Origin of the sequence: Arthrobacter sp. HMSC08H08 (assembly GCF_001807575.1) — a bacterium.
Classification (GTDB): Bacteria; Actinomycetota; Actinomycetes; order Actinomycetales; family Micrococcaceae; genus Pseudoglutamicibacter; species Pseudoglutamicibacter albus.
Genome location: NZ_KV789379.1, coordinates 55,997 through 75,344, shown reverse-complemented (window position 1 = coordinate 75,344; position 19,348 = coordinate 55,997). Strand labels below are relative to the sequence as shown.

General features: G+C 60.8%; 16 protein-coding genes. 5 read left to right on the top strand and 11 right to left on the bottom strand.

Features of this window, described 5'->3' with window-relative positions:
- Window positions 1–52 precede the first annotated feature (52 nt).
- Complete coding sequence (locus HMPREF3175_RS10255) at window positions 53–1,360, top strand: hypothetical protein (protein WP_070490652.1); 1,308 nt, start codon at window positions 53–55, stop codon at window positions 1,358–1,360.
- 240 nt (window positions 1,361–1,600) lie between these two features.
- Here the strand turns inward: HMPREF3175_RS10255 and HMPREF3175_RS03220 are convergent, their stop codons facing one another.
- On the bottom strand, window positions 1,601–2,839 hold the full coding sequence (locus HMPREF3175_RS03220; RefSeq protein WP_070490651.1) for a class I SAM-dependent methyltransferase: 1,239 nt from the start codon (window positions 2,837–2,839) through the stop codon (window positions 1,601–1,603).
- Window positions 2,836–3,528, bottom strand: coding sequence for an IMPACT family protein (locus tag HMPREF3175_RS03215; RefSeq protein WP_070490650.1), 693 nt, complete (start codon window positions 3,526–3,528; stop codon window positions 2,836–2,838). The genes HMPREF3175_RS03220 and HMPREF3175_RS03215 overlap by 4 nt, the downstream gene beginning before the upstream one ends.
- Window positions 3,529–3,587: 59 nt before the next feature.
- Here HMPREF3175_RS03215 and coaE point away from each other — a divergent pair, with 59 nt between their 5' ends.
- From coaE to HMPREF3175_RS03200, 3 genes are all read left to right on the top strand, one after another.
- Window positions 3,588–4,235, top strand: a complete 648-nt coding sequence (coaE, locus tag HMPREF3175_RS03210; RefSeq protein WP_256276256.1) for a dephospho-CoA kinase — start codon at window positions 3,588–3,590, stop codon at window positions 4,233–4,235.
- 9 nt (window positions 4,236–4,244) lie between these two features.
- Window positions 4,245–6,335 carry an excinuclease ABC subunit UvrB gene (uvrB, locus tag HMPREF3175_RS03205; protein WP_035755610.1) on the top strand — a complete coding sequence of 697 codons (2,091 nt, stop codon included), beginning with the start codon at window positions 4,245–4,247 and terminating at the stop codon, window positions 6,333–6,335.
- Window positions 6,336–6,493: 158 nt separating this feature from the next.
- Window positions 6,494–7,567 (top strand): TerC family protein, encoded by a 1,074-nt coding sequence (locus HMPREF3175_RS03200; RefSeq protein WP_083285619.1) that lies wholly within the window; start codon window positions 6,494–6,496, stop codon window positions 7,565–7,567.
- 118 nt (window positions 7,568–7,685) lie between these two features.
- Here the strand turns inward: HMPREF3175_RS03200 and hemL are convergent, their stop codons facing one another.
- From hemL to hemE, 8 genes are all read right to left on the bottom strand, one after another.
- Window positions 7,686–8,987: a glutamate-1-semialdehyde 2,1-aminomutase gene (gene hemL, locus HMPREF3175_RS03195; protein WP_070490663.1), complete on the bottom strand. Its 1,302-nt coding sequence runs from the start codon at window positions 8,985–8,987 to the stop codon at window positions 7,686–7,688.
- Between the two features lie 17 nt (window positions 8,988–9,004).
- The gene (gene hemB, locus HMPREF3175_RS03190; RefSeq protein ID WP_070490649.1) at window positions 9,005–10,018 is read right to left on the bottom strand and encodes a porphobilinogen synthase; all 1,014 of its coding nucleotides are present in this window, start codon (window positions 10,016–10,018) and stop codon (window positions 9,005–9,007) included.
- Between the two features lie 45 nt (window positions 10,019–10,063).
- Window positions 10,064–10,858, bottom strand: a complete 795-nt coding sequence (locus HMPREF3175_RS03185) for a uroporphyrinogen-III synthase (RefSeq protein WP_070490648.1) — start codon at window positions 10,856–10,858, stop codon at window positions 10,064–10,066.
- 78 nt (window positions 10,859–10,936) lie between these two features.
- On the bottom strand, window positions 10,937–11,836 hold the full coding sequence (gene hemC / locus HMPREF3175_RS03180) for a hydroxymethylbilane synthase (RefSeq protein ID WP_070490662.1): 900 nt from the start codon (window positions 11,834–11,836) through the stop codon (window positions 10,937–10,939).
- Between the two features lie 15 nt (window positions 11,837–11,851).
- Window positions 11,852–13,051: a ferrochelatase gene (locus HMPREF3175_RS03175; RefSeq protein ID WP_083289373.1), complete on the bottom strand. Its 1,200-nt coding sequence runs from the start codon at window positions 13,049–13,051 to the stop codon at window positions 11,852–11,854.
- Window positions 13,052–13,077: 26 nt separating this feature from the next.
- Window positions 13,078–13,776 carry a hydrogen peroxide-dependent heme synthase gene (gene hemQ / locus HMPREF3175_RS03170; protein WP_070490646.1) on the bottom strand — a complete coding sequence of 233 codons (699 nt, stop codon included), beginning with the start codon at window positions 13,774–13,776 and terminating at the stop codon, window positions 13,078–13,080.
- A gap of 57 nt (window positions 13,777–13,833) precedes the next feature.
- Window positions 13,834–15,261, bottom strand: a complete 1,428-nt coding sequence (locus HMPREF3175_RS03165; RefSeq protein WP_070490645.1) for a protoporphyrinogen/coproporphyrinogen oxidase — start codon at window positions 15,259–15,261, stop codon at window positions 13,834–13,836.
- A gap of 8 nt (window positions 15,262–15,269) precedes the next feature.
- Entirely contained in the window at window positions 15,270–16,358 is a 1,089-nt protein-coding gene (gene hemE, locus HMPREF3175_RS03160) for a uroporphyrinogen decarboxylase (protein ID WP_083289370.1), read from the bottom strand.
- A 110-nt stretch (window positions 16,359–16,468) separates the two neighbouring features.
- Here hemE and HMPREF3175_RS03155 point away from each other — a divergent pair, with 110 nt between their 5' ends.
- On the top strand, window positions 16,469–17,926 hold the full coding sequence (locus tag HMPREF3175_RS03155) for a glutamyl-tRNA reductase (protein WP_070490644.1): 1,458 nt from the start codon (window positions 16,469–16,471) through the stop codon (window positions 17,924–17,926).
- Between the two features lie 28 nt (window positions 17,927–17,954).
- On the opposite strand, the gene HMPREF3175_RS03150 is transcribed toward HMPREF3175_RS03155, so the two are convergent.
- A complete protein-coding gene (locus tag HMPREF3175_RS03150) occupies window positions 17,955–19,343 on the bottom strand; it encodes an alpha/beta fold hydrolase (RefSeq protein WP_070490643.1) in 1,389 nt (462 codons plus the stop codon).
- Between the last annotated feature and the right edge of the window lie 5 nt (window positions 19,344–19,348).

Below are 19,348 nucleotides of genomic sequence, written 5' to 3'. Positions count from 1 at the left end.
TGCCAACGTGTGCCCAGTCCCAGGCAATATTGATATGCCGGGGGTGAACTGAGTGGGCTTCAACGTCGTAGAGCTTGACGACGGGGGAGCCGCCCGCGCAGCAGGTAGCGGAATCAGTTCAGCTGGTGATTCCATCGTTGCAGCGATGAACAGCGTTCAAAGCAGTTGGAGCCCCATCGGTGGCCAATACTTTGCCCCGGAAGCCGGGCAAGTCATTAACGCGATGACCGCTCCATCAACATTGAGCAGGCAGCTGGATGCAGCGACCATGAGTGTGAAGTCCGCTCTTGACGCGTACGGAGCCGAACTTGATGCCCTCAACAGGGATCGGGACCGGATCCTCGCGAAGATCGCGGTCTACAACGCCATGAACCCTCCACCAGACGACCTCGAAGGGCAGAGAGAAAAAGAGCGCCTCAGGCAAGAGATCGAGGCCGACTGCGCTCGGCTCGCTGAGAACAAAGACCGTGCACAGAACCAATGCCGCGGCGCGTTGCTGGGTATTACTGTGGGCGGTCACACGGCGAGCAGCGTTGCAGGTATCGACCTTGCTAAAGCCGATGAGGCTGGCGGCAATATGGTCGGTAGCTTCTTCAAGGCGCTGTGGGATCGGGTTGCGCGGAACAACAGCTACGGAGGCGCAGTAGGCCCTCTGATGCAAATTGGTCTTTTGACGATCGATAAATGGAAGTATGCCATCCAATACACCCAGCTATCCAAGCACTGGACCACCGTGAACTTGGACGCCGCCGCGAAAGGCCTGTGGAAGGCGCCTAAGACACTGGACAAATTTGCCGATAGCAGTTGGACCGCAATGATATTAGTCCACAAAGCTACCGGCTGGACGCCAATGGGCGCCTCCTGGAACCCGATGGCGAAGCCAAACGGCTTCAAAGAAAGCGTCAAAGCCTTTGGCGGGCGTACACTGATGCAGCTCAACACTTCCGAGAACCGAATCCCTGTCAATCCTGCATATCAGTCCCACCTCGACACCCTCGGTAAAGTCAGCAAGAACCTTGGACACGTGGGTACAGCCGTTGGCGTAGCCACAACGAGTGTTTCGAGCTGGCAAGCCGACTCGAAAGCCTATCCAGAGATGGGTGGAGTCGAGAAGGGCGCCCGTGCAGCAACGATGGCGGCCACCTCCGCCGCGGGTGGCATCGCTGGAGCCAAGGGAGGTGCAGCTGTAGGTGCCGCAGCCGGTTCCCTCCTTGGTCCCGGAGGTGCCCTTGCCGGTGCCGTTATCGGCGGTATCGTCGGCGGTGTTGGTGGCGGTAAGGTCGGTTCCTGGGCCGGAGACAAGGCCAAGGACACTGTCGGAAATGGTGCGGCCTTTATATGGGATAAGGTCTCCAACTGACCCGCACGATGCTCAATCGGCATGGTGTGGGAAAGATCCGGGGACAGACCCGGCAGTGCACCCTGTGGGTGCCCAGGCCTAGGCCTGGGCACCCACAGCCGTTAACAAGCCTTGCTCACTGAGAACTGACCTATTGACCTATCCGGGGCGTGCGACCATCGACCGCCGGAACGAGAGCTCCAGCCCTTAGCCGCCAGAACTCGACCGGTTCGGCGGCGGTTAGGTCTAGACCAGCAGGTTCTAGACCTTCGTCTCCGTGACGGTGAACGTCGCATCACGTCCCAGCTGCCGAGTCTGACCAATGTTCTCTCGCAAGAACGCGCGATACCGCAGATGCGAATTCCACACAGCGATGACGCGGCCACCACGCCCCGCGATCTCACGGGCCGCAAACAACAGCTTCTCGCCAACGGCACGCTCCACTACAGCGCCTTGATGAAACGGCGGATTCACTAAGACAAGACGAGGTGAAACCTCAGCATGCGAAGGCTGCTCGCCCAGCGGTGGAATTAGGTGCTCGCCCGCGTCAGCCGTTACAGCGCGTACCTGCTCTGCAACCCCAGAGGCTCGGGCGCTCGCGGCAGTAGCGGCAACAGCGGCCGCCGAATCATCCGTGGCATCAACGCGAATATCCGGCCAACGCCGAGCCGCCCACACAGCAACCGTGCCGTTACCACAGCCAAGATCAACAACCCGCTGGCCCGGCTCCGGATCAATATCGTTCTCAGCGATCTTCTCCAGCATGAATGCAGTACCAGGATCCAACCGGTTCTGACCGAACACCCTCGCATCCCCATGTAACGTGATCCTATTCCCGGCAACCAACACAGTGCGCGGCTCTGGATACAGAACACGGCTGGCAGCATCGGAATCAATCGGCCCGGCAACGGAAACGAGCGAGCTCCCGCCGGCAGAAACCTTTAGAACGCGGGACTTCTTGCGCCCACGCTGCGGCTGAACCGGACCTAACCAACGCTCGAGAGGCTTATTCATCGCCGGTGTCATGTGCTTGTCCCGGCCGCCAGCCCACACCGTCGCGCCGTCGGCTACAAGCCCGCGCAAGGCAACAGCCCAATACTCAACCTCAGCAACAGAGCGAGGCAATTGCCACAACACTAAACCGAACCCGCCACCGGCAGGCCGGCGAACCTCATCAAGCGAAGAAAACGTAGAAAACCCAGCCATGCCGAGCTCATCAGCGTTAGCTTTCAACGCGGTCAACAACGCAACAGAATCCTGAACCGAGACAACCCCACGCAAGCCAGCCTCAACAAGCCCGAGTGTCAAAGCGCCATATCGGTCACCCAAAACCAAGACGTGTTCCCCGCACAAGCCTTCGGTGGCTGCCTGCTGGAGGCCATGCTGAAGAAGTAGCTGGTCAGTGGCATCCCAGGCACGCAACTCAGGCGACTCGATATCCGGCCAACGTCTCAGGTGCGTCCAACTCGCTGGAACCTGTGCCGCATCACTACCCGTCATTGGGACCACACCGCCCGCCCTTCGGCGATTTCGGCCTCGCCGGCGAAGGCTGTCTGCAACGCGGCCCGTGCAGCGCTGATGCCTTCCTCGGAATCCGTGACAGCGATTGTCATGCAACATCCGGTGGCCGAATATGTCGTGTCCAACAAGGTGTACCCGAGGCCGCGTATCACATGTTCGGCGCGTCCGGCCTGCGCCATATTCACCGACACCACAAGCTCACGCTTCCGGTGCCACGTCTCAAAGCGGGCGCCATCCAGAGCCTGCGAAACCGATTCCGAATACGCACGGACCAAACCGCCAGCACCCAACAAGATCCCGCCAAACCACCGCGTGACCACCGCAACAACGTCCGTGAGATCGCGGCGCTCATCGGAGGTTTCACGCTGTGCCAGGGCCGTTAGTATCGGGATACCGGCAGTACCGGCCGGTTCGCCGTCATCCGAGGATCGTTGCGTGTCCTGATCGGGGCCCAGAATGAACGCAGAACAGTGGTGCCGTGCATCATGAAACGAGCGGCGTTGCTCCTCGATCACAGCGCGGGCGGCGTCTTCACTGCGGACAGGCGCCAAGACGGTGTGGAACACCGAACGCTGAATCTCGATCTCGTGCACGTGCTCATCCGCAAGGCGCGTAAAACGCGTAGACCGCACATGCGGATCTGCCAGCTCAATCGGGGAAGAAGTCATCGTTTCCAGTCTAGATGGCCACTACAGTGGAAGAAGGACCCAGCTACCTAGGAGGCAACGTGACCCAGCAGCCTGAGAATAACCCGCGCATCGGGCTGACAGGCGGGATCGCAGCAGGTAAATCTACGGTTGCGCGGCGGCTCGCTGAGGAACACGGAGCGCTTATTATCGACGCGGACGCTATTGTGCGCAAGCTGCAAGAGCCAGGGGAGCGGGGACTAGAAGCGATCGTCGCGGAATTTGGTGAGGACATGCTCACCGCTTCCGGTGCACTCGACCGGGCACGGCTCGGTGCCGTGGTTTTCAACGACGAGCAGGCTCGTGAACGGCTCAACGCGATCATCCATCCGATGGTGCGTGAAGAAGCGCAACGGCTAGCTGACTCTGCTGCGCCAGGACAGTTGATTGTCGAGGACATTCCTTTGCTCGTTGAAAGCGGCCAGGCGGGCCGGTTCGATCACGTGATGGTGGTCGAGGCTCCGCTTACGGAACGGGTGCGCCGGATGGTCGAAGACCGCGGGATGAGCGAAGACGACGCCCACGCTCGGATCAAGGCGCAGGCAACGGATGAACAGCGGCGTGAAGCAGCCACGCATCTGCTGGTGAATCACGGCTCAGTCGATGACCTGCATAAAGCCGTCGATGCGGCGGTCGCCTCGATCCTCGCGGTGCCGCGTGACGCTGAACACAGCGGGGGCACCGACTAGGCTTAAAGCATGTCGTTGGCGCAGAAAATTGATCGTGTAGTCCACCCGTTCGAGGTGGTGTCCGAGTTCGAGCCTGCAGGGGATCAGCCGCAAGCGATCGCGGAACTCAAGCAGCGCATCGAAGGCGGGGAGAAAGACGTCGTCCTGCTCGGTGCGACCGGTACCGGTAAGTCCGCAACCGCCGCATGGCTCATCGAGGCCGTTCAGCGCCCAACACTGGTCTTGGTGCAGAACAAGACGCTCGCCGCGCAGCTCGCAAACGAGCTACGGCACCTGCTACCGAATAATGCGGTCGAATACTTCGTCTCCTACTACGACTACTACCAGCCGGAAGCCTACGTCCCCCAAACCGACACCTTCATCGAGAAAGACTCCTCGATCAACGAAGAAGTCGAGCGGCTGCGCCACTCCGCGACCAACGCGCTGCTGACCCGCCGCGACTGCGTGGTGGTATCCACCGTGTCCTGCATCTATGGCCTCGGTACCCCAGAGGAATACATCAAACAGATGGTCACCCTGAAGGTGGGCCAGGAACTGGACCGCGACCAGATGCTACGCCAGTTCGTGCAGATGCAATACACCCGCAATGACGTGGACTTCCACCGTGGAACGTTCCGCGTGCGTGGTGACACGGTCGAGATCATCCCGATGTATGAAGAGCTCGCGGTACGCGTCGAATTCTTTGGGGATGAGATCGAATCGATCCAGACGCTGAACCCGATCACGGGCGATGTGGTGCGCGAAGAAAACGAAATGTACATCTTCCCGGCCTCCCACTATGTAGCCGGCGACGACCGCATGCACCAAGCGATCGGGACCATCGAAGACGAACTACGCGACCGACTCCAAGAGCTAGAGAGCCAAAACAAGCTTGTTGAAGCCCAGCGCCTACGGATGCGCACCACCTATGACCTGGAAATGATGCAGCAGATGGGCTTCTGCAACGGCATCGAGAACTATTCACGCCACATCGACGGCCGTGACGCCGGTTCCGCACCGCACTGTCTACTGGATTACTTCCCGGACGACTTCCTGCTGATCATCGACGAATCCCACGTGACCGTTCCACAGATCGGCGGAATGTACGAAGGCGACATGTCCCGCAAACGGACCCTCGTTGAGCACGGCTTCCGCCTACCTTCCGCAATGGACAACCGCCCCCTCAAATGGGATGAGTTCCTCGAACGCATCGGCCAGACCGTCTACTTGTCTGCAACACCAGGCAAGTACGAGCTGTCCCAAGCCGACGGTTACGTCGAGCAGATCATTCGCCCAACCGGCTTGGTGGATCCGAAGATCACCGTCAAACCAACCAAGGGCCAGATCGATGACCTGCTCGGGGAGATCAACGAACGCGTCGCGCGCAACGAACGCGTGCTCGTGACCACCCTGACCAAGCGCATGGCCGAAGACCTCACCGACTACCTCGCAGAAAACGGGGTCAAAGTCGAATACCTTCACTCCGACGTCGATACACTACGCCGCGTCGAGCTGCTCACCGAACTACGCATGGGTACCTTCGATGTACTCGTCGGCATCAACCTGCTCCGCGAGGGCCTCGACCTGCCCGAGGTATCGCTCGTCGCGATCCTGGACGCAGACAAGGAAGGCTTCCTACGCTCAACGACCTCCCTCATCCAGACCATCGGCCGCGCCGCACGTAACGTCAACGGCGAAGTACACATGTACGCCGACACCATGACGGACTCGATGAAACAAGCAATCGAAGAGACCGAACGCCGCCGCGAAATCCAGATAGCGCATAACGAGAAACACGGGATCACCCCGGCACCTCTCAAGAAGAAGATCGCGGACATCACCGAGCAACTCGCTCGCGAAGACGCCGACACCAACGAACTACTCAGCAACTTCGACTACGGCGCCGGCCACCGCGGCTACAACGCCCTACAAGACGACAAGAAGACCGATGCGCGCGGCACCATCGCCGCACCGAGCGAAGACCTCGCAACGCTCATCGCGCAGCTCTCCGAACAGATGCACGCGGCAGCCGCCGACCTTCAATTCGAACTCGCAGCACGCCTACGCGATGAAGTCGCCGATCTGAAAAAGGAATTGCGCGCCATGAAGTCGGCCGAATAAGCCTCCCGTAAAATTAAACGGAATATAGGATTCACCGGACCAACCGGTGATGTGGGAAGGACCAAGTGGTCAATTTAACTGCTCTGACCGTCCTCGCGGCAAGCGAGGCAACAGCGAGCAAAACGACTCCAATCCCGTTGTGGTTCGAAGTCGGCTCGATGATCGTGCTGGTTGCGATTCTTCTGATCGATCTCATCGTGATCGGGCGGCGCCCGCACGTGCCGTCGATGAAGGAAGCCGGCATCTGGGTTGGCATCTATGTGGCGCTCGCCCTGATTTTCTTCGGGTGCATGTGGGCGTTCGCGGGGCAGATTGACGCGCTTCAGTTCCTGGCGGGCTGGATCACCGAGTATTCGCTCAGCGTCGACAACTTGTTCGTGTTCATCATCATCATGACGAGCTTCGCGGTTCCGCGTGAGCTGCAGCAGAAGGCGCTCATGATCGGTATTGTGATCGCGTTGATCGCGCGCGGCCTGTTCATCCTGGCCGGTGCGGTTTTGATCGAACGCTTCGTATGGGTCTTCTACATCTTCGGCGCGTTCCTGCTGTGGACTGCGGTCAAACAGGTCATGGACCATTCGGACGACGAAGAGGACCAGCCCGGCCTGGTCAAGCGCTTGACCTCCAAGCTCAACGTTGCCGACCACTATGACGGCTCCAAGCTGCGCACCACCGTCAACGGCAAGCGGATGTGGACGCCGATGGCTGCGGTCATCCTCGCGCTCGGTATCACTGACGTGATGTTCGCGCTGGACTCGATCCCTGCGATCTACGGCATCACGCAGTCGCCGTTCATCGTGTTCACGGCGAATGTGTTCGCGCTCATGGGTTTGCGGCAGCTGTACTTCCTGCTGGGTGGATTGCTGGACCGCGTGATCTACCTGACGCACGGAATTGCGGCGATTCTCGCGTTCATTGGTATCAAGCTGATCCTGCACGCACTGCATGAGAACGAGCTTCCGTTCATCAACGGTGGCAAGCCGGTTCCGGTTCCGGAGATTTCCACGGTCTTCTCGCTGGTCTTCATTGTTTCGGCGCTCGTGATCGCTGTTGTGTGGTCGTTCATTTCGCCGAAGGGCCGCGAGGTCGCGCACTGGGCTGCCGCTCGCGCCGCCGCACAGAAGCGCATCGAGGCTCGCAGGAAGGCCGCCGCGGAAGCCGCGAATGCCGCCGACCCTTCAGCACAAACAGACAAGAAGAAGCTCGGCAAAGGTAAGCCGAACGCACAGTAGCCACCGCTCGCATAGACAGAGGCTACAAAGCCATGCATAGCGATGGGGTGGTCATTCCAACTGGAATGACCACCCCATCGCTGTCAGCGCTTCCGAAGCTGCTACAGCTACTGGAGGTCTAGGCCTGTGCGGCCGCCTTCGCTGCTGTTGGCAGGGCCTCCAAGATGCGGTCCACAACCGCATCGTCGTGCTGTGCGGATACGAACCACGCCTCGTACGCCGACGGTGGCAGGTAGATTCCGGAATCCAGCATCGAGTGGAAGAACCGGCCGAATGCCTCGACGTCCTGTTGCTTGGCTTGCTCGTGGTTGGTGACCTCTCCGTCGCGGAAGAACACCGAGAACAACGTTCCTGCGGTGTTGATCGCGTGAGGAACACCGGCTGCTGTCAGCGCCTCGTCCACACCCTTCTGGATAGCTTCCGATGCGCGTGCAACAGCCGCGTGGGTATCGTCATTCAGTGCACGCAACGTGGCCAGGCCCGCTGCGGTGGCGAGCGGGTTACCCGAGAGCGTACCGGCTTGATAGACCGGGCCGTTCGGAGCCAAGCGATCCATGATCTCCTTGCGGCCACCGAACGCGCCGACCGGCATACCGCCGCCAATGACCTTTCCGAACGTCATGAGATCAGGTGCCCAGCCTTCGCCGTCCACGCCGTAATAGCCGGTTGAGGACGCGCGGAAGCCGGTCAAAACCTCGTCCGAAATCAGCAGTGCGCCAGCGGCGTGGGCGGTTTCTGCAAGGAAACGGTTGAAGCCGATGCCGTCTTCAGTGCCCGGGGTCAAGACACCCGTGTTGCACGGTGCGGCTTCCGTGATGATCGCGGCGATCTCGGAACCGCGAGCAGCGAAGAGCTCGCGTACGGCCTCGCGGTCGTTGTACGGCAGAACTACGGTGTCTTTCGCGGTGCCCTCAGTAACGCCAGCAGAACCTGGAAGCGCGAAGGTCGCAAGCCCCGAACCGGCCTCAGCCAACAGGGAGTCGACGTGGCCGTGATAGCAGCCAGCGAACTTCACGATCACATCGCGGCCGGTGAAGCCGCGAGCCAGGCGGATTGCCGACATCGTGGCCTCGGTGCCCGAGTTCACCATGCGCATCTGCTCAACGGGAGCGATCATCGAGGTCACCAGTTCAGCGAGCTCAACCTCGCCTTCGTGTGAAGCGCCGAACGATAACGAATGATCAGCCGCGGACTTCACGGCGTCGATCACGGCAGGGTAGGCGTGACCCAGAATCATGGGACCCCACGAGCCCACCAGGTCCACGTATTCGTTGCCGTCCGCATCGGTCACGTGCGCGCCCTTACCCGCAACCAGGTACGGGGGAGTGCCGCCAACGGAACCGAACGCGCGCACCGGCGAGTTCACACCACCCGGAATAACCTTCTGGGCGCGCTCAAAAACTTCAGCGCTATGCGTCAGATTGCGGTGTTGAGTAGTCACAGGAACTCCTTCGGTGCTCGGCCGGAAGCCAAAAGTTCAGCAGCCTCCAGCGCGTAATAGGTCAGCAGGGTGTCAGCACCTGCACGTTTGAACGACAACAAAGATTCCAACATGGTCCGCTCACGATCCAACCAGCCCTGAGCGGCAGCCGCCTCGATCATCGAGTACTCACCCGAAACCTGATAAGCACCCACCGGGACAGGGGAGGCTTCCGCAACCGAACGCAAAACATCAAGATACGGCAAGCCAGGCTTGACCATGACCATGTCCGCGCCCTCGGCGACGTCCTGCTCCAGCTCCCACAGAGACTCACGGGTATTAGCCGGGTCTTGCTGATACGTGCGGCGATCACCTTCGAGCGAAGAGTTCACGGCCTCACGGAACGGACCGTAGAACGCTGAAGCGTACTTCGCGGTGTACGCGAAGATGCTCGTGCCCTGGAACCCCTTATCATCCAGCGCCTCTCGGATCACGCGGATCTGGCCGTCCATCATCCCGGAAGGACCCAGCATGTGTGCGCCAGCTTCGGCCTGCGCAACCGCCATGTCCGCGTAGATCGCAAGCGTCGCATCGTTATCAACCGTGGCAGGGGAGCCGCCGTCCGTGGCAAGCACGCCGCAGTGGCCGTGATCGGTGAACTCGTCCAAGCACAGGTCGCTCATGACGACCGTGTCATCGCCGACCTCCTTGCGGACCTCGCCCAACGCGACATTCAGAATTCCGTTCGGGTCCACGCCCGCGCTACCAACCGCGTCCTTGGTCTCCGGAACCCCGAACAGCATGATGCCGCCCAGGCCAGCCTTCACAACCTCGTGCGCTGTGCGTTTGAGCGAATCCATCGAATGCTGAACCACACCCGGCATCGAGGTGATCGGGCGCGGCTCGGTGGCGCCTTCGCGTATGAACACCGGCAGAACGAAATCAGCTGGGCGCAGCGTGTTCTCGCGCACGAGAGCACGCACCGCCGCAGTTGAACGTAGACGGCGAGGACGATGATGTGGGAACGCCATGAACAGATGCTCCTTAGATACGTGACATGGTCAAGATTGAATGGCTTATGATCTCGGGTTCGCCTCACGCCGTGGTGTTGCGTTCCCGTCAGGCAAAGGTGCGGTGACCCTACGCAACGCGGTGACGAGGTCGGCGGGGTAGGGGTGCTCTGCTTGCGCTGCGAGACGGTAGCCGTGTTCCTGGATGCGTTGGGCGGTGGGCTTGCCGATCGCAATGAGCTTGGTCGAGTCCGGCGGCTGATGCGCCAACACCAGATCAGCGATATACGGGCTGGTCAGCAACAATGCATGGAAGGCGCCAGCGCGGATGAGGCCTGGAAGTTCGGCAGGAAGTGGCGCTGGAACCGGGGCGTAGGCGTCGAACCGTTCAACATCCCACCCCAAGTGTGTGAGCCCATCTTTGACGGTGGGCCCAGCCTTGGCCGAGACCGGGTACGCGACCGAGCGTGGACCTTCTACATAGTGGGGGAACGATGCAACGAGGGCTTCGCCGGATCCCGCCGCTACGTGGTCAACGCGCACGCCGGCCTCTTCAAGGGCAGCGGCGGTGGCTCGGCCTACCGCGACCACGGAAACGCTGGCATGCGGCGCGAAGTTGCCCTGGGAGCTGAGTGCCTGGACCGTGGTTTTCGAGGTCACAACAAGATGAGCGTAACCCCCGCGGGCGAGCCTTTCGTTGAACGCGCTGATCAACGCTGCATCAGCATAAGAGAAATCAATGAAGGGATGAGCACACGGCTCAAGACCTGCGTCCTCAAGGGCCGCACACAAACGTGCCGCACGGCCAGCAGGCCGCGGAACTAGTACCCTCGGAACACTCACCCCGAGCCCGTCTGACACGCACCTATCCCATCATCGACTAACTCACTACCTGCACACAGCCGAAACAGCATTGCAGGTAGCCAAACATTGTTGTGCCTAGGCGTTCAACACGGTCCCGGCACCGGCATCGAGCAACTGCTGCGCCAAGACCGCGCCAAGCTCGACCGCGTTCTCTGCAGGACCTTCAACATGGTCAACCCACGTCTGTGAACCATCCGTTGCGAACGCGCCCCCACGCAACGTGAGAACACCGCCCTCAACAGTCGCGTAAGCACCCACAGGGGCAGAGCAACCGGCCTCAAGCGTACGCAGAAGCGAACGTTCAGCCAGCACCGCCGCACGGGTATCCGCGTGGTCAGCGGCAGTCAGGGCCTCCCCGTACCACGTACCTTCGGCAGCCTCGGCACGGATCTCAAGCGCCAACGCCCCCTGGGCCGGAGCCGGCAAGAACTGCTTGGGGTCGAAACGCTCGCTAATGTGTCCCTCAAGCCCCAAACGGTTCAGGCCGGCGGTCGCCAAAACCACGCCATCCAGCTCACCGTCGGTCACCTTAGCCAAGCGGGTATCAACATTGCCGCGGATCGGCACAACCTGAAGGTCGGGGCGGATCGCACGCAACTGTGCCGCACGACGCGGGGAACCCGTCCCCACCGACGCGCCAGCCGGAAGGTCCGCCAGTCTCATCCCGTCGCGGCTACACAACGCATCCGTGACGTCCTCGCGGTGCGGGATGCACGCCAACGCGATGCCATGCTCCGGAGCCGTTGGAAGGTCCTTGAGCGAGTGGACCACCGCATCGACCTCCTTGTTCAGCAACGCCTCACGCACAGCGTTCACGAACACGCCCGTACCCCCGATCTGCGAGAGATGACGGCGGTCCGTATCGCCTTTGGTCGTGACATGGACGAGCTCGAAACGGTCCTTGCCTACCGTCAGGTCAGCCGCCCAAGCAGCTTGCGTCAGAGCGAGCTTGGAAGCTCGCGTTCCGATGCGCATCACTTCACCCAAAAATCATTCACCAGCCTGTTGACGCTCTTTATCACGCTGAGCCTTACGTTCAGCGATCATGACTGCAAGTTCGCTCGGCTCACCAGCATGGGCAACATCAGAATCCGAATCGACCGCGGAAGTCGTCGGCTTGATGGCACGCTGATTCGGGCAGCAACCGGCGCCACACACATCGAATGTTGGGCCGAAGCTCGTCACACACTTGCGTGGGAACGTTGGATCCAGGCGCTCCTGAACCAGGTCAGCCAACGCTGCGATGAACTCAGGGGACTCACCCGCGGTGGGGATGCGCACGAACGCAAGCCCCGCCTCATCGGCCGACTCCTTCGCCTCAGTGTCGAGGTCCCACACCACTTCCATGTGGTCGGTCACGAAGCCGATCGGAACCACCATCACGGCCGTGCGTTTACCGGGAAGCTCGGCGATGACATCGTTGACATCCGGTTCAAGCCATGGAATGAACTCCGGGCCCGAACGCGACTGGTACACCAGCTGCCACTCGATGTCTCCCACGGACTCCATGACGTACTCAGCGGCCGCGATGTGCTGCTTTTCGTACCAGCCGCCTGAGCCTTCTTCCCAGGTTGCGCGCGGGCCAGAAGTCTCTGCCATCGTGTTAGGGATCGAGTGGGTCGTGAACAGGATCTCTATCTGTTCGTCCTTGTGGCCTTCAGCACGGAACTTCTCGAGAGCCTCACGGATGTGCGCGGCAACCGGATCGAGGAAACCTGGGTGGTTGAAGAACACGCGCGCCTTACGAATATCCAGCTCCCCGGCGAGCCCCGTCTCATCCAGCGCGATACCGAAGTCCTCACGGTACTGACGGCACGAGGAATAGGAGGAATAAGCCGAGGTCACAATGCCAAGCGCCGCACGGTGCCCGTCAGCGTGGATCTGCTTGACGGTCTCAGCCATATACGGTTCCCAGTTGCGGTTGCCCCAGTAGATCGGCAAGTCGATGCCGCGGCGACCCAGCTCTTCCTTCAGCGCTGCGATCATCGCCTTATTCTGGTCGTTGATAGGGGACTTACCACCCATCGAACGGTAGTGAACCGCGACCTCTTCGAGGCGCTCATCCGGGATGCCGCGGCCGTGCACAACGTTCTTCAGGAACGGGATAACGTCGTCTTGGCCTTCAGGGCCGCCGAAAGACGCAAAGAGGATCGCATCGATCTTCTCGGCCTCCTCGATGTTGCACGGCATCGAGGTATCAGAAAAATCAACCGTGGTCACAGCAGTACGCCCGCCATTTCGTTGAGGTCATCGAACATGCGGCCGGTGTGGAACGGCAACTCATCACGAACGTGCAAGCGGGCATCGCTGTAACGCAGGGTACGCATCATGTCCACAAGCTCCGTCAGCTCATCAGCCTCGAAGGAGAGCAGCCACTCGTAGTCACCCAACGCGAACGCAGCAACGGTGTTGGCGTTGACGTTCGGATACTGGCGGCCGAGCATCCCGTGCTCACGCAGCATGCGGGAACGCTCTTCCTCTTCGAGGATGTACCACTCGTACGAGCGGGTGAACGGGTAAACAGTGATCCACTTGCGTGGCTTGACGTCTGGATCCATGAACGCCGGCATGTGGGCGCGAGCGAACTCAGCGATCTGGTGGACACCCATCGCCTGCCACACACGGTCGAGGCCAGCAGCGGCTTCCGAATTCTCGAACTCACGGATAGCCTTCTGAAGCTGCTCCGGATCATCGCCGGTCAGCCACACCATGACGTCATCCTCGGCGCGGAAACCAGAGACGTCGTAGAAGCCACGCACTTCCACACCGCGGGCCTCGATGGACTTGATGGTGGCCTCGATGTCTGCGACGACGCGTTCAACGTCTAAGTTTGCGTCGCTCAGGCCAACGAGCTTCTGATAAACGTTATAAGAACAGTACTTCACCTGCGTTGTTGCAATGTCAGCTTTGCTCATAGTTATCTCTCCATCACAGACGGGCCTTGCCGGCCGCGGATTGGTGTTTGTTTAAGCCTATCGTTCGGTGGTACCGGAAGGTGCTGGGGGCACGTGGGTTGTTCGCGCGAAGCGAGCGATCGCGTCCAAACCCGTTCCCGCCCGCCAGGATCCGGTGAGTTCAAGCGTTGGGTCCTCACTGAGCGCGATGCTGAGCGCGGCAAGCGATTCCGCGTGGCCTGGCAGACGCCTGCGTTGGGTTACGGGCCAGTCTTGGATGAGCCAGTCACGGACCTCGATGTCTTCGGCATCGACGCCGGTCATCGCGGCCAAATCCTTGACCGCTTGCTCCGGAAACAGTGCTGGGTCGGGGAGCTCACCATCAACAGGTGAATAGCTCAGCCGCACGAACACACGCCCGGGAACCTTGGATGCAACGCGTTCGATGTGTTCCCACTTGGCCGAAAGATGCGTCATCGCTTTGGCACGCACACCGTGGGTGTCCGGCGGAACGAGCACTCCGTTGCCGCGCGGATTGAGCGCCAGCTTCTGGCTCACCACGCTCAACGCGACAAGCCGCACAGGGGAGGCGGGGGCTTCAGGGATGTGCCGGGCGATGTTAGGCGCAGGTTCGGCAAGGAGGTCTCGCGTGGTGTCAGGGTCGGTTGCAAGCGCTACACTCGCGGCCTCGTATCGGCGGCCATCGTCTGCTTCCACCGTCCAGCCGCCGCTATGGTTGCGGCGCAACGAGGTCACGCGAACGCTGGTCTCAAGCGTTCCTCCGCGCTGAGCAAGGACATTCACGAGCCCATCGATGAGCGTGGACATCGTCGGCACGGTCGCAGCAACCGCAGCCCCCGCCGTCTTTGCTGAATGGCTCGCGGACCTCCGCTTGTCCAGGATCGCGCGCGCTCCGCGCCTGAGGCTTCCGTACTGTTTGACGTTATCGATCAGCCCAGGCACGAGCGCTTCGAGCTCGAGCGTGCGTGGATCCGCTGAATGCACGCCCGTGATCAGCGGAACCAATAGGCGGTCCGCCACGCGTTGACCCATACGTTTGGAAACATAGTCGTAGGTTGAGATGCCTGGCTTGGCGCCAAAGCTACCGGGTAATAGCGCATCCGCCCACGCGCGGATGGCACCCCACCGGCCCACGGCACGCTTGACGTCCTTGTTGAGCGGCTCGGTGGGGATACCCCATAGCGACGTGCCCGGGATCGGGAACGGGCCGTGGTTCGAATGGATCCAAGAAGCATTCCCTTGCGGGCTAACAACCTGATCACTCAGGCCGAGCGTTTCGATCCACTCCGACATCGCCCCGGTACCGATCGCATAGGATTCCGCGCCACCGTTGAGGCGCACCCCATCAAGCACGATGTCAGAGACAGCTCCGCCAGCATGATCAGCGGCCTCCAGGACGGTAACGGTACGCCCAGCGTGGGCTGCCGCCAACGCGTGCAACAGCCCGGAGGGGCCACCCCCGATGACGAGATAGTCAGAGTTCATGGGCGGTGTCAGAGCTCATGGATGTATGAGACCAGGTCAGTCAAAACCTGTGCATCCGTTGTCGGTGGGACACCGTGCCCGAGGTTCACAACGTGGCCCGGTGCCTTGCGTCCTTCCTCAACCACACGGCGAGCTTCAGCGAAACGGACCTCTTCAGTGGAGAACAGAACCGCAGGGTCGATGTTGCCCTGGACAGCGATGGTTGAGTTCAGCTGGGCGAGCGCGGCAGGGATCGAGATGCGGTGATCCAGGCCCACCGCGGTCGCATCGACTTCCTCGATGGCTTTGAGCATGTGGCCGGAACCCAGCGCGAAATGCGTGCGAGGGGTTCCAAGGTCCGCGACGTGCTGCATCGAGATTTTGCTGAACGGCTGTGCGTGCTCGCTGTACGTCGCTTCCGAAAGTGAGCCGGCCCACGAATCAAACAGCTGAACCGAGGAAGCGCCGGCTTCCACCTGGGCGCGCATGAAAAGGCCCGAGGCGTGAGCGACCCACTCAGCGAGCTTGGCCCACAAGCGCGGCTCGGCGGTCATGAGCGCACGAGTCTTGAGATGATCGCGTGAGGGACGGCCCTCGATCATGTAGGAAGCAACCGTGAAGGGGGCGCCCGCGAAACCGATGAGCGGGGTCGAACCGAGCTCATCAACCGTGAGCCTTACCGCTTCGCGGATACATTCCAGACCCTCTTGATACACATCATCGAGTGCCGGCAACGCATCGATGTCAGCCTCTGAGGCGATAGGGGAGTCAAGGACCGGGCCAACACCTGGCTCGATCTCCACACCGATCCCAGCGATTTTGAGCGGGGTCATGATATCGGAGAAGAAAATACCCGCATCAACGTTGTGGCGCCGCACCGGCTGGCATGTGATCTCGGCCACCATATCTGGGATCAAGCAGGACTCGAGCATGTCCGTGCCTGCGCGCACCTTCTTATATTCAGGAAGTGAACGCCCAGCCTGACGCATGAACCAGACACTCGGGGCGGCATCCGTGCTTTCGCCGCACAAACGCTTGATAAGTGGGGCATCCGCGGTCCCGCCCTCAGCGGTGCTGCGATGCAAAGGATGAGATGAAGGCAAAGTCACAGTTGTCATTGTGTCCCCATTATCTCATTGCAAACCTGGGAGGATTCTGAACGACACCTGGCGTTCACATCCTGGTCGCTTTGGTGTCATCGTGGGCGGTGCGGACTAGAATAGAAGGCATGCTTATCGCCCTTCGCGCAACTCACGATCGCCTGGGGCTGGACGCCCTCGAACGCATCACGCGAGGAGCTGACCAGCTTGACACGATCATCGAACGCCTCAACGAGGCCCATCCTGAACAGCCGCTGTCCGGGTGGGTCACGATGGCCACATGCAACCGCCTAGAGATCTATCTTGACGCGGATCTTTTCCATGAGGCGGTCGATATCATCGCCCTGGCCGTCGCTGAGGCCTCAGGCTTGAGCCAGAGCGAAGTTGAGGACCTTTTGGTCGCTGACGCCGGCTCGTTGTCGGCCCAACACATGTTCACGGTGGCGGCGGGGCTGAACTCCCAAGTAGTCGGCGAAGGTGAAATCAACGGGCAAGTGCGCGCGAGCTTTTCCGAGGCGCTGGCTGAAGGGCGCACAACCTCGATGCTCAACGACCTGTTCCAGGGTGCGCTACGTACCGCCAAAAACATTAGCCACCGCACGACGATCGGCGCGGCTGGCCGCTCATCCGTCACTGTTGCGATCGATCAGGCAGAACCTACGACCGGTCCGTTGACCGGCGCTCGGGTGATCGTGGTGGGAACAGGCGCGATGGCGCGCATCGCGGCCTCTGATCTGAACCGCCGCGGCGTAGCTCGCTTGGATGTGTTGTCCGGTTCTGGCCGTGCCAAGAACTTTGCGACAACCCACAACGCGCATCCGCTGTCCACCGATGAAATGCCTGCAGCGCTCGCGGCATCTTCACTCGTGGTTGCTTGCTCTGGCCGCGGCACTGCACAGATCTTGACTCAGGATGTTCGCGACGCGATGCAGCTGCGCGAGCTATACAACGCCGAACACGCTTCAGCCAAGCTCGGCGAACTCGTGATCCTCGACATGTCTTTGACCTCTGACTTGGAAGAGGAAGTGCGCACGATCCCGGGCGTGCGGGTTCTAGGCCTCAAGGATATTTCGGCAGACGCCTCTAACCAGGAAGAGATCGAGCGCGCACAAGAGATGATCAACGCTGGGGTGGGCCGTTTCGAGTTGCGTCAGCAGATCCGTCGCCTCGACCCTGCGGTATCCGCCCTGCGGCGCTCGGTCCGCGCCGAGATCGAACGCGAGATCGAGGGGGTACGCAACAACCATGACGAGGAAACCGTCAAAGTTGTTGAACGTGCCCTGGGCCGCGTATATAAGCGGCTACTGCATTCGCCTATGATGCGCGCCCAAGAACTCGCGCGGGAAGGCGAGGGTCAAAAGTTCATGTCCGCTGTCCACACGCTCTTCGGTGTGGACCTCGAACAGGGCGGACGGGTACCTAACGACCCTGCCTCGATCCAGGCCCGCGAAACACTGCGCGATGTTGCCGATCACGACCAAGATGCACCAGCGCACGCGATGCCGTTATCCGAGATCCGTGACGCGTTCGTGGACTATGAAGAGACCGCGACCGTGATCGAAGAAGAACTCAAAGAGAAACGCTAAAACCCTGCGGTGTTGAACTGTTGAAACGCTAGCGGCCGATGCGTTCTCTGAGCTCCCCGAGCACTGTTGCCGGGTCGTCGGAGAGGCCATCGTGGTGGTGATCCGCTGATTCCCACACGTTGATGCCGCGGATTCTGGAAGCCGTTTCAAGCGAGAGCTCACGGTCCACATAAATGTCCGGGGTATAGACCGCGGCGGCGACGGGAACCGTGTTGTTCGCCAGTTGCTCGTAATTGTAGAGCGGGTTCCATCCGCTGTATTCATGCAGCGCATGAGCGAGTTGCTCAAGCGGCTGCAGAGCCGGGTCTTGCTCGAAATCTTCAGGCAACGCTGCCTCACCGATCAGCTGCGGAACATCGGCACTAGGCAACGTTTGAGGGTGTGTCTGCTGTTGCGAACGCGAAGCCGCCCACCGTGTCGCAGGGCCGGACGTGTAGATCGCTTCTTGGAAGAGCCAATAGATCGCGTTGCGTGCGTGATCCACCTGGGAACCCAGAAGCGAGAGCATCACAGGGGAGATGCCACCATGCGAGAGGGCGTCTTCTAGCCCGAAACGCAACTGTTGAACACGCGAATTACCGCCCAATAGCATCCCGAGCCGCTGGATAGTCAGTTCGGTCACGACATGGCCGTTAGCTAAGCGGTACGGATGCCCGGCATCGCGAGCGCGGCGCGCTTCAGCGTACAGATCTCTCAACTGCGCTGCGGCATGCGGCCAAGCCTCGAAGACCTCGGCCTGACGTTCAGCAGTACGAGCGTATGTTGCGTCATAGACCCGCTTCGGATCACCTTCGATGAGCCCAAGCCCGCCGGTGATCATCGAACCAGCCAACGCGTCCGGGGCGAAGCTCAGGTAGCTCATCGTGATGAAGCCACCGTAGGACTGGCCCAGCGTGAACCAAGAATCAACACCCATAGCCAGGCGGATCGCCTCAGCATCAGCAACGATGTCAGTGGCCCGGAAGTGAGACAAGAACTCGATCTGTCGGGTGATCTGTTGCGGCTCAGGCTCGCCCGAACCGATAGCATTCAGCGTCGCAGCGCTGATCGGAGAGGAACCGCCGGTACCGCGCTGATCCAGCAACAACACGCGGAAGTGCGGTAGCAGCTCACCAAGCCAGCCGGAGGACGGATTAACGGGACGCAGAGCTTCGAAGCCTGGGCCGCCCTGTAAATAAACAAGCCACGGCCGCTGTTCCGCATCCGCATCGATTGAACGAACCTCACGCGCCCGCACCGTCACGCTCTGAGCATCGAGTGACGCTCCAGAGCTGTGCGTCGACGAGTTAGCAGCTAAGTGCTCGGTTCCGTGGACGAGCGGTACTTCGTATAGAACCGAAGACACGACAGCGCCCCGCCAAGCAGCCGCATCATCACGGCGAAGAAGCTTAGCGGGGCGAGGCGTCAAAGGAGTCAAAACAG

Bases quoted from the DNA above. Each gene is read 5' to 3' on its own strand.
- HMPREF3175_RS03220 (WP_070490651.1), bottom strand. From the start codon at position 2,839: ATGACGGGTAGTGATGCGGCACAGGTTCCAGCGAGTTGGACGCACCTG.
- HMPREF3175_RS03215 (WP_070490650.1), bottom strand. From the start codon at position 3,528: ATGACTTCTTCCCCGATTGAGCTGGCAGATCCGCATGTGCGGTCTACG.
- uvrB (WP_035755610.1), top strand. From the start codon at position 4,245: ATGTCGTTGGCGCAGAAAATTGATCGTGTAGTCCACCCGTTCGAGGTG.
- HMPREF3175_RS03200 (WP_083285619.1), top strand. From the start codon at position 6,494: ATGATCGTGCTGGTTGCGATTCTTCTGATCGATCTCATCGTGATCGGG.
- hemB (WP_070490649.1), bottom strand. From the start codon at position 10,018: ATGGCGTTCCCACATCATCGTCCTCGCCGTCTACGTTCAACTGCGGCG.
- hemC (WP_070490662.1), bottom strand. From the start codon at position 11,836: ATGCGCATCGGAACGCGAGCTTCCAAGCTCGCTCTGACGCAAGCTGCT.
- HMPREF3175_RS03175 (WP_083289373.1), bottom strand. From the start codon at position 13,051: ATGCCGTGCAACATCGAGGAGGCCGAGAAGATCGATGCGATCCTCTTT.
- hemQ (WP_070490646.1), bottom strand. From the start codon at position 13,776: ATGAGCAAAGCTGACATTGCAACAACGCAGGTGAAGTACTGTTCTTAT.
- HMPREF3175_RS03165 (WP_070490645.1), bottom strand. From the start codon at position 15,261: ATGAACTCTGACTATCTCGTCATCGGGGGTGGCCCCTCCGGGCTGTTG.
- hemE (WP_083289370.1), bottom strand. From the start codon at position 16,358: ATGACAACTGTGACTTTGCCTTCATCTCATCCTTTGCATCGCAGCACC.
- HMPREF3175_RS03155 (WP_070490644.1), top strand. From the start codon at position 16,469: ATGCTTATCGCCCTTCGCGCAACTCACGATCGCCTGGGGCTGGACGCC.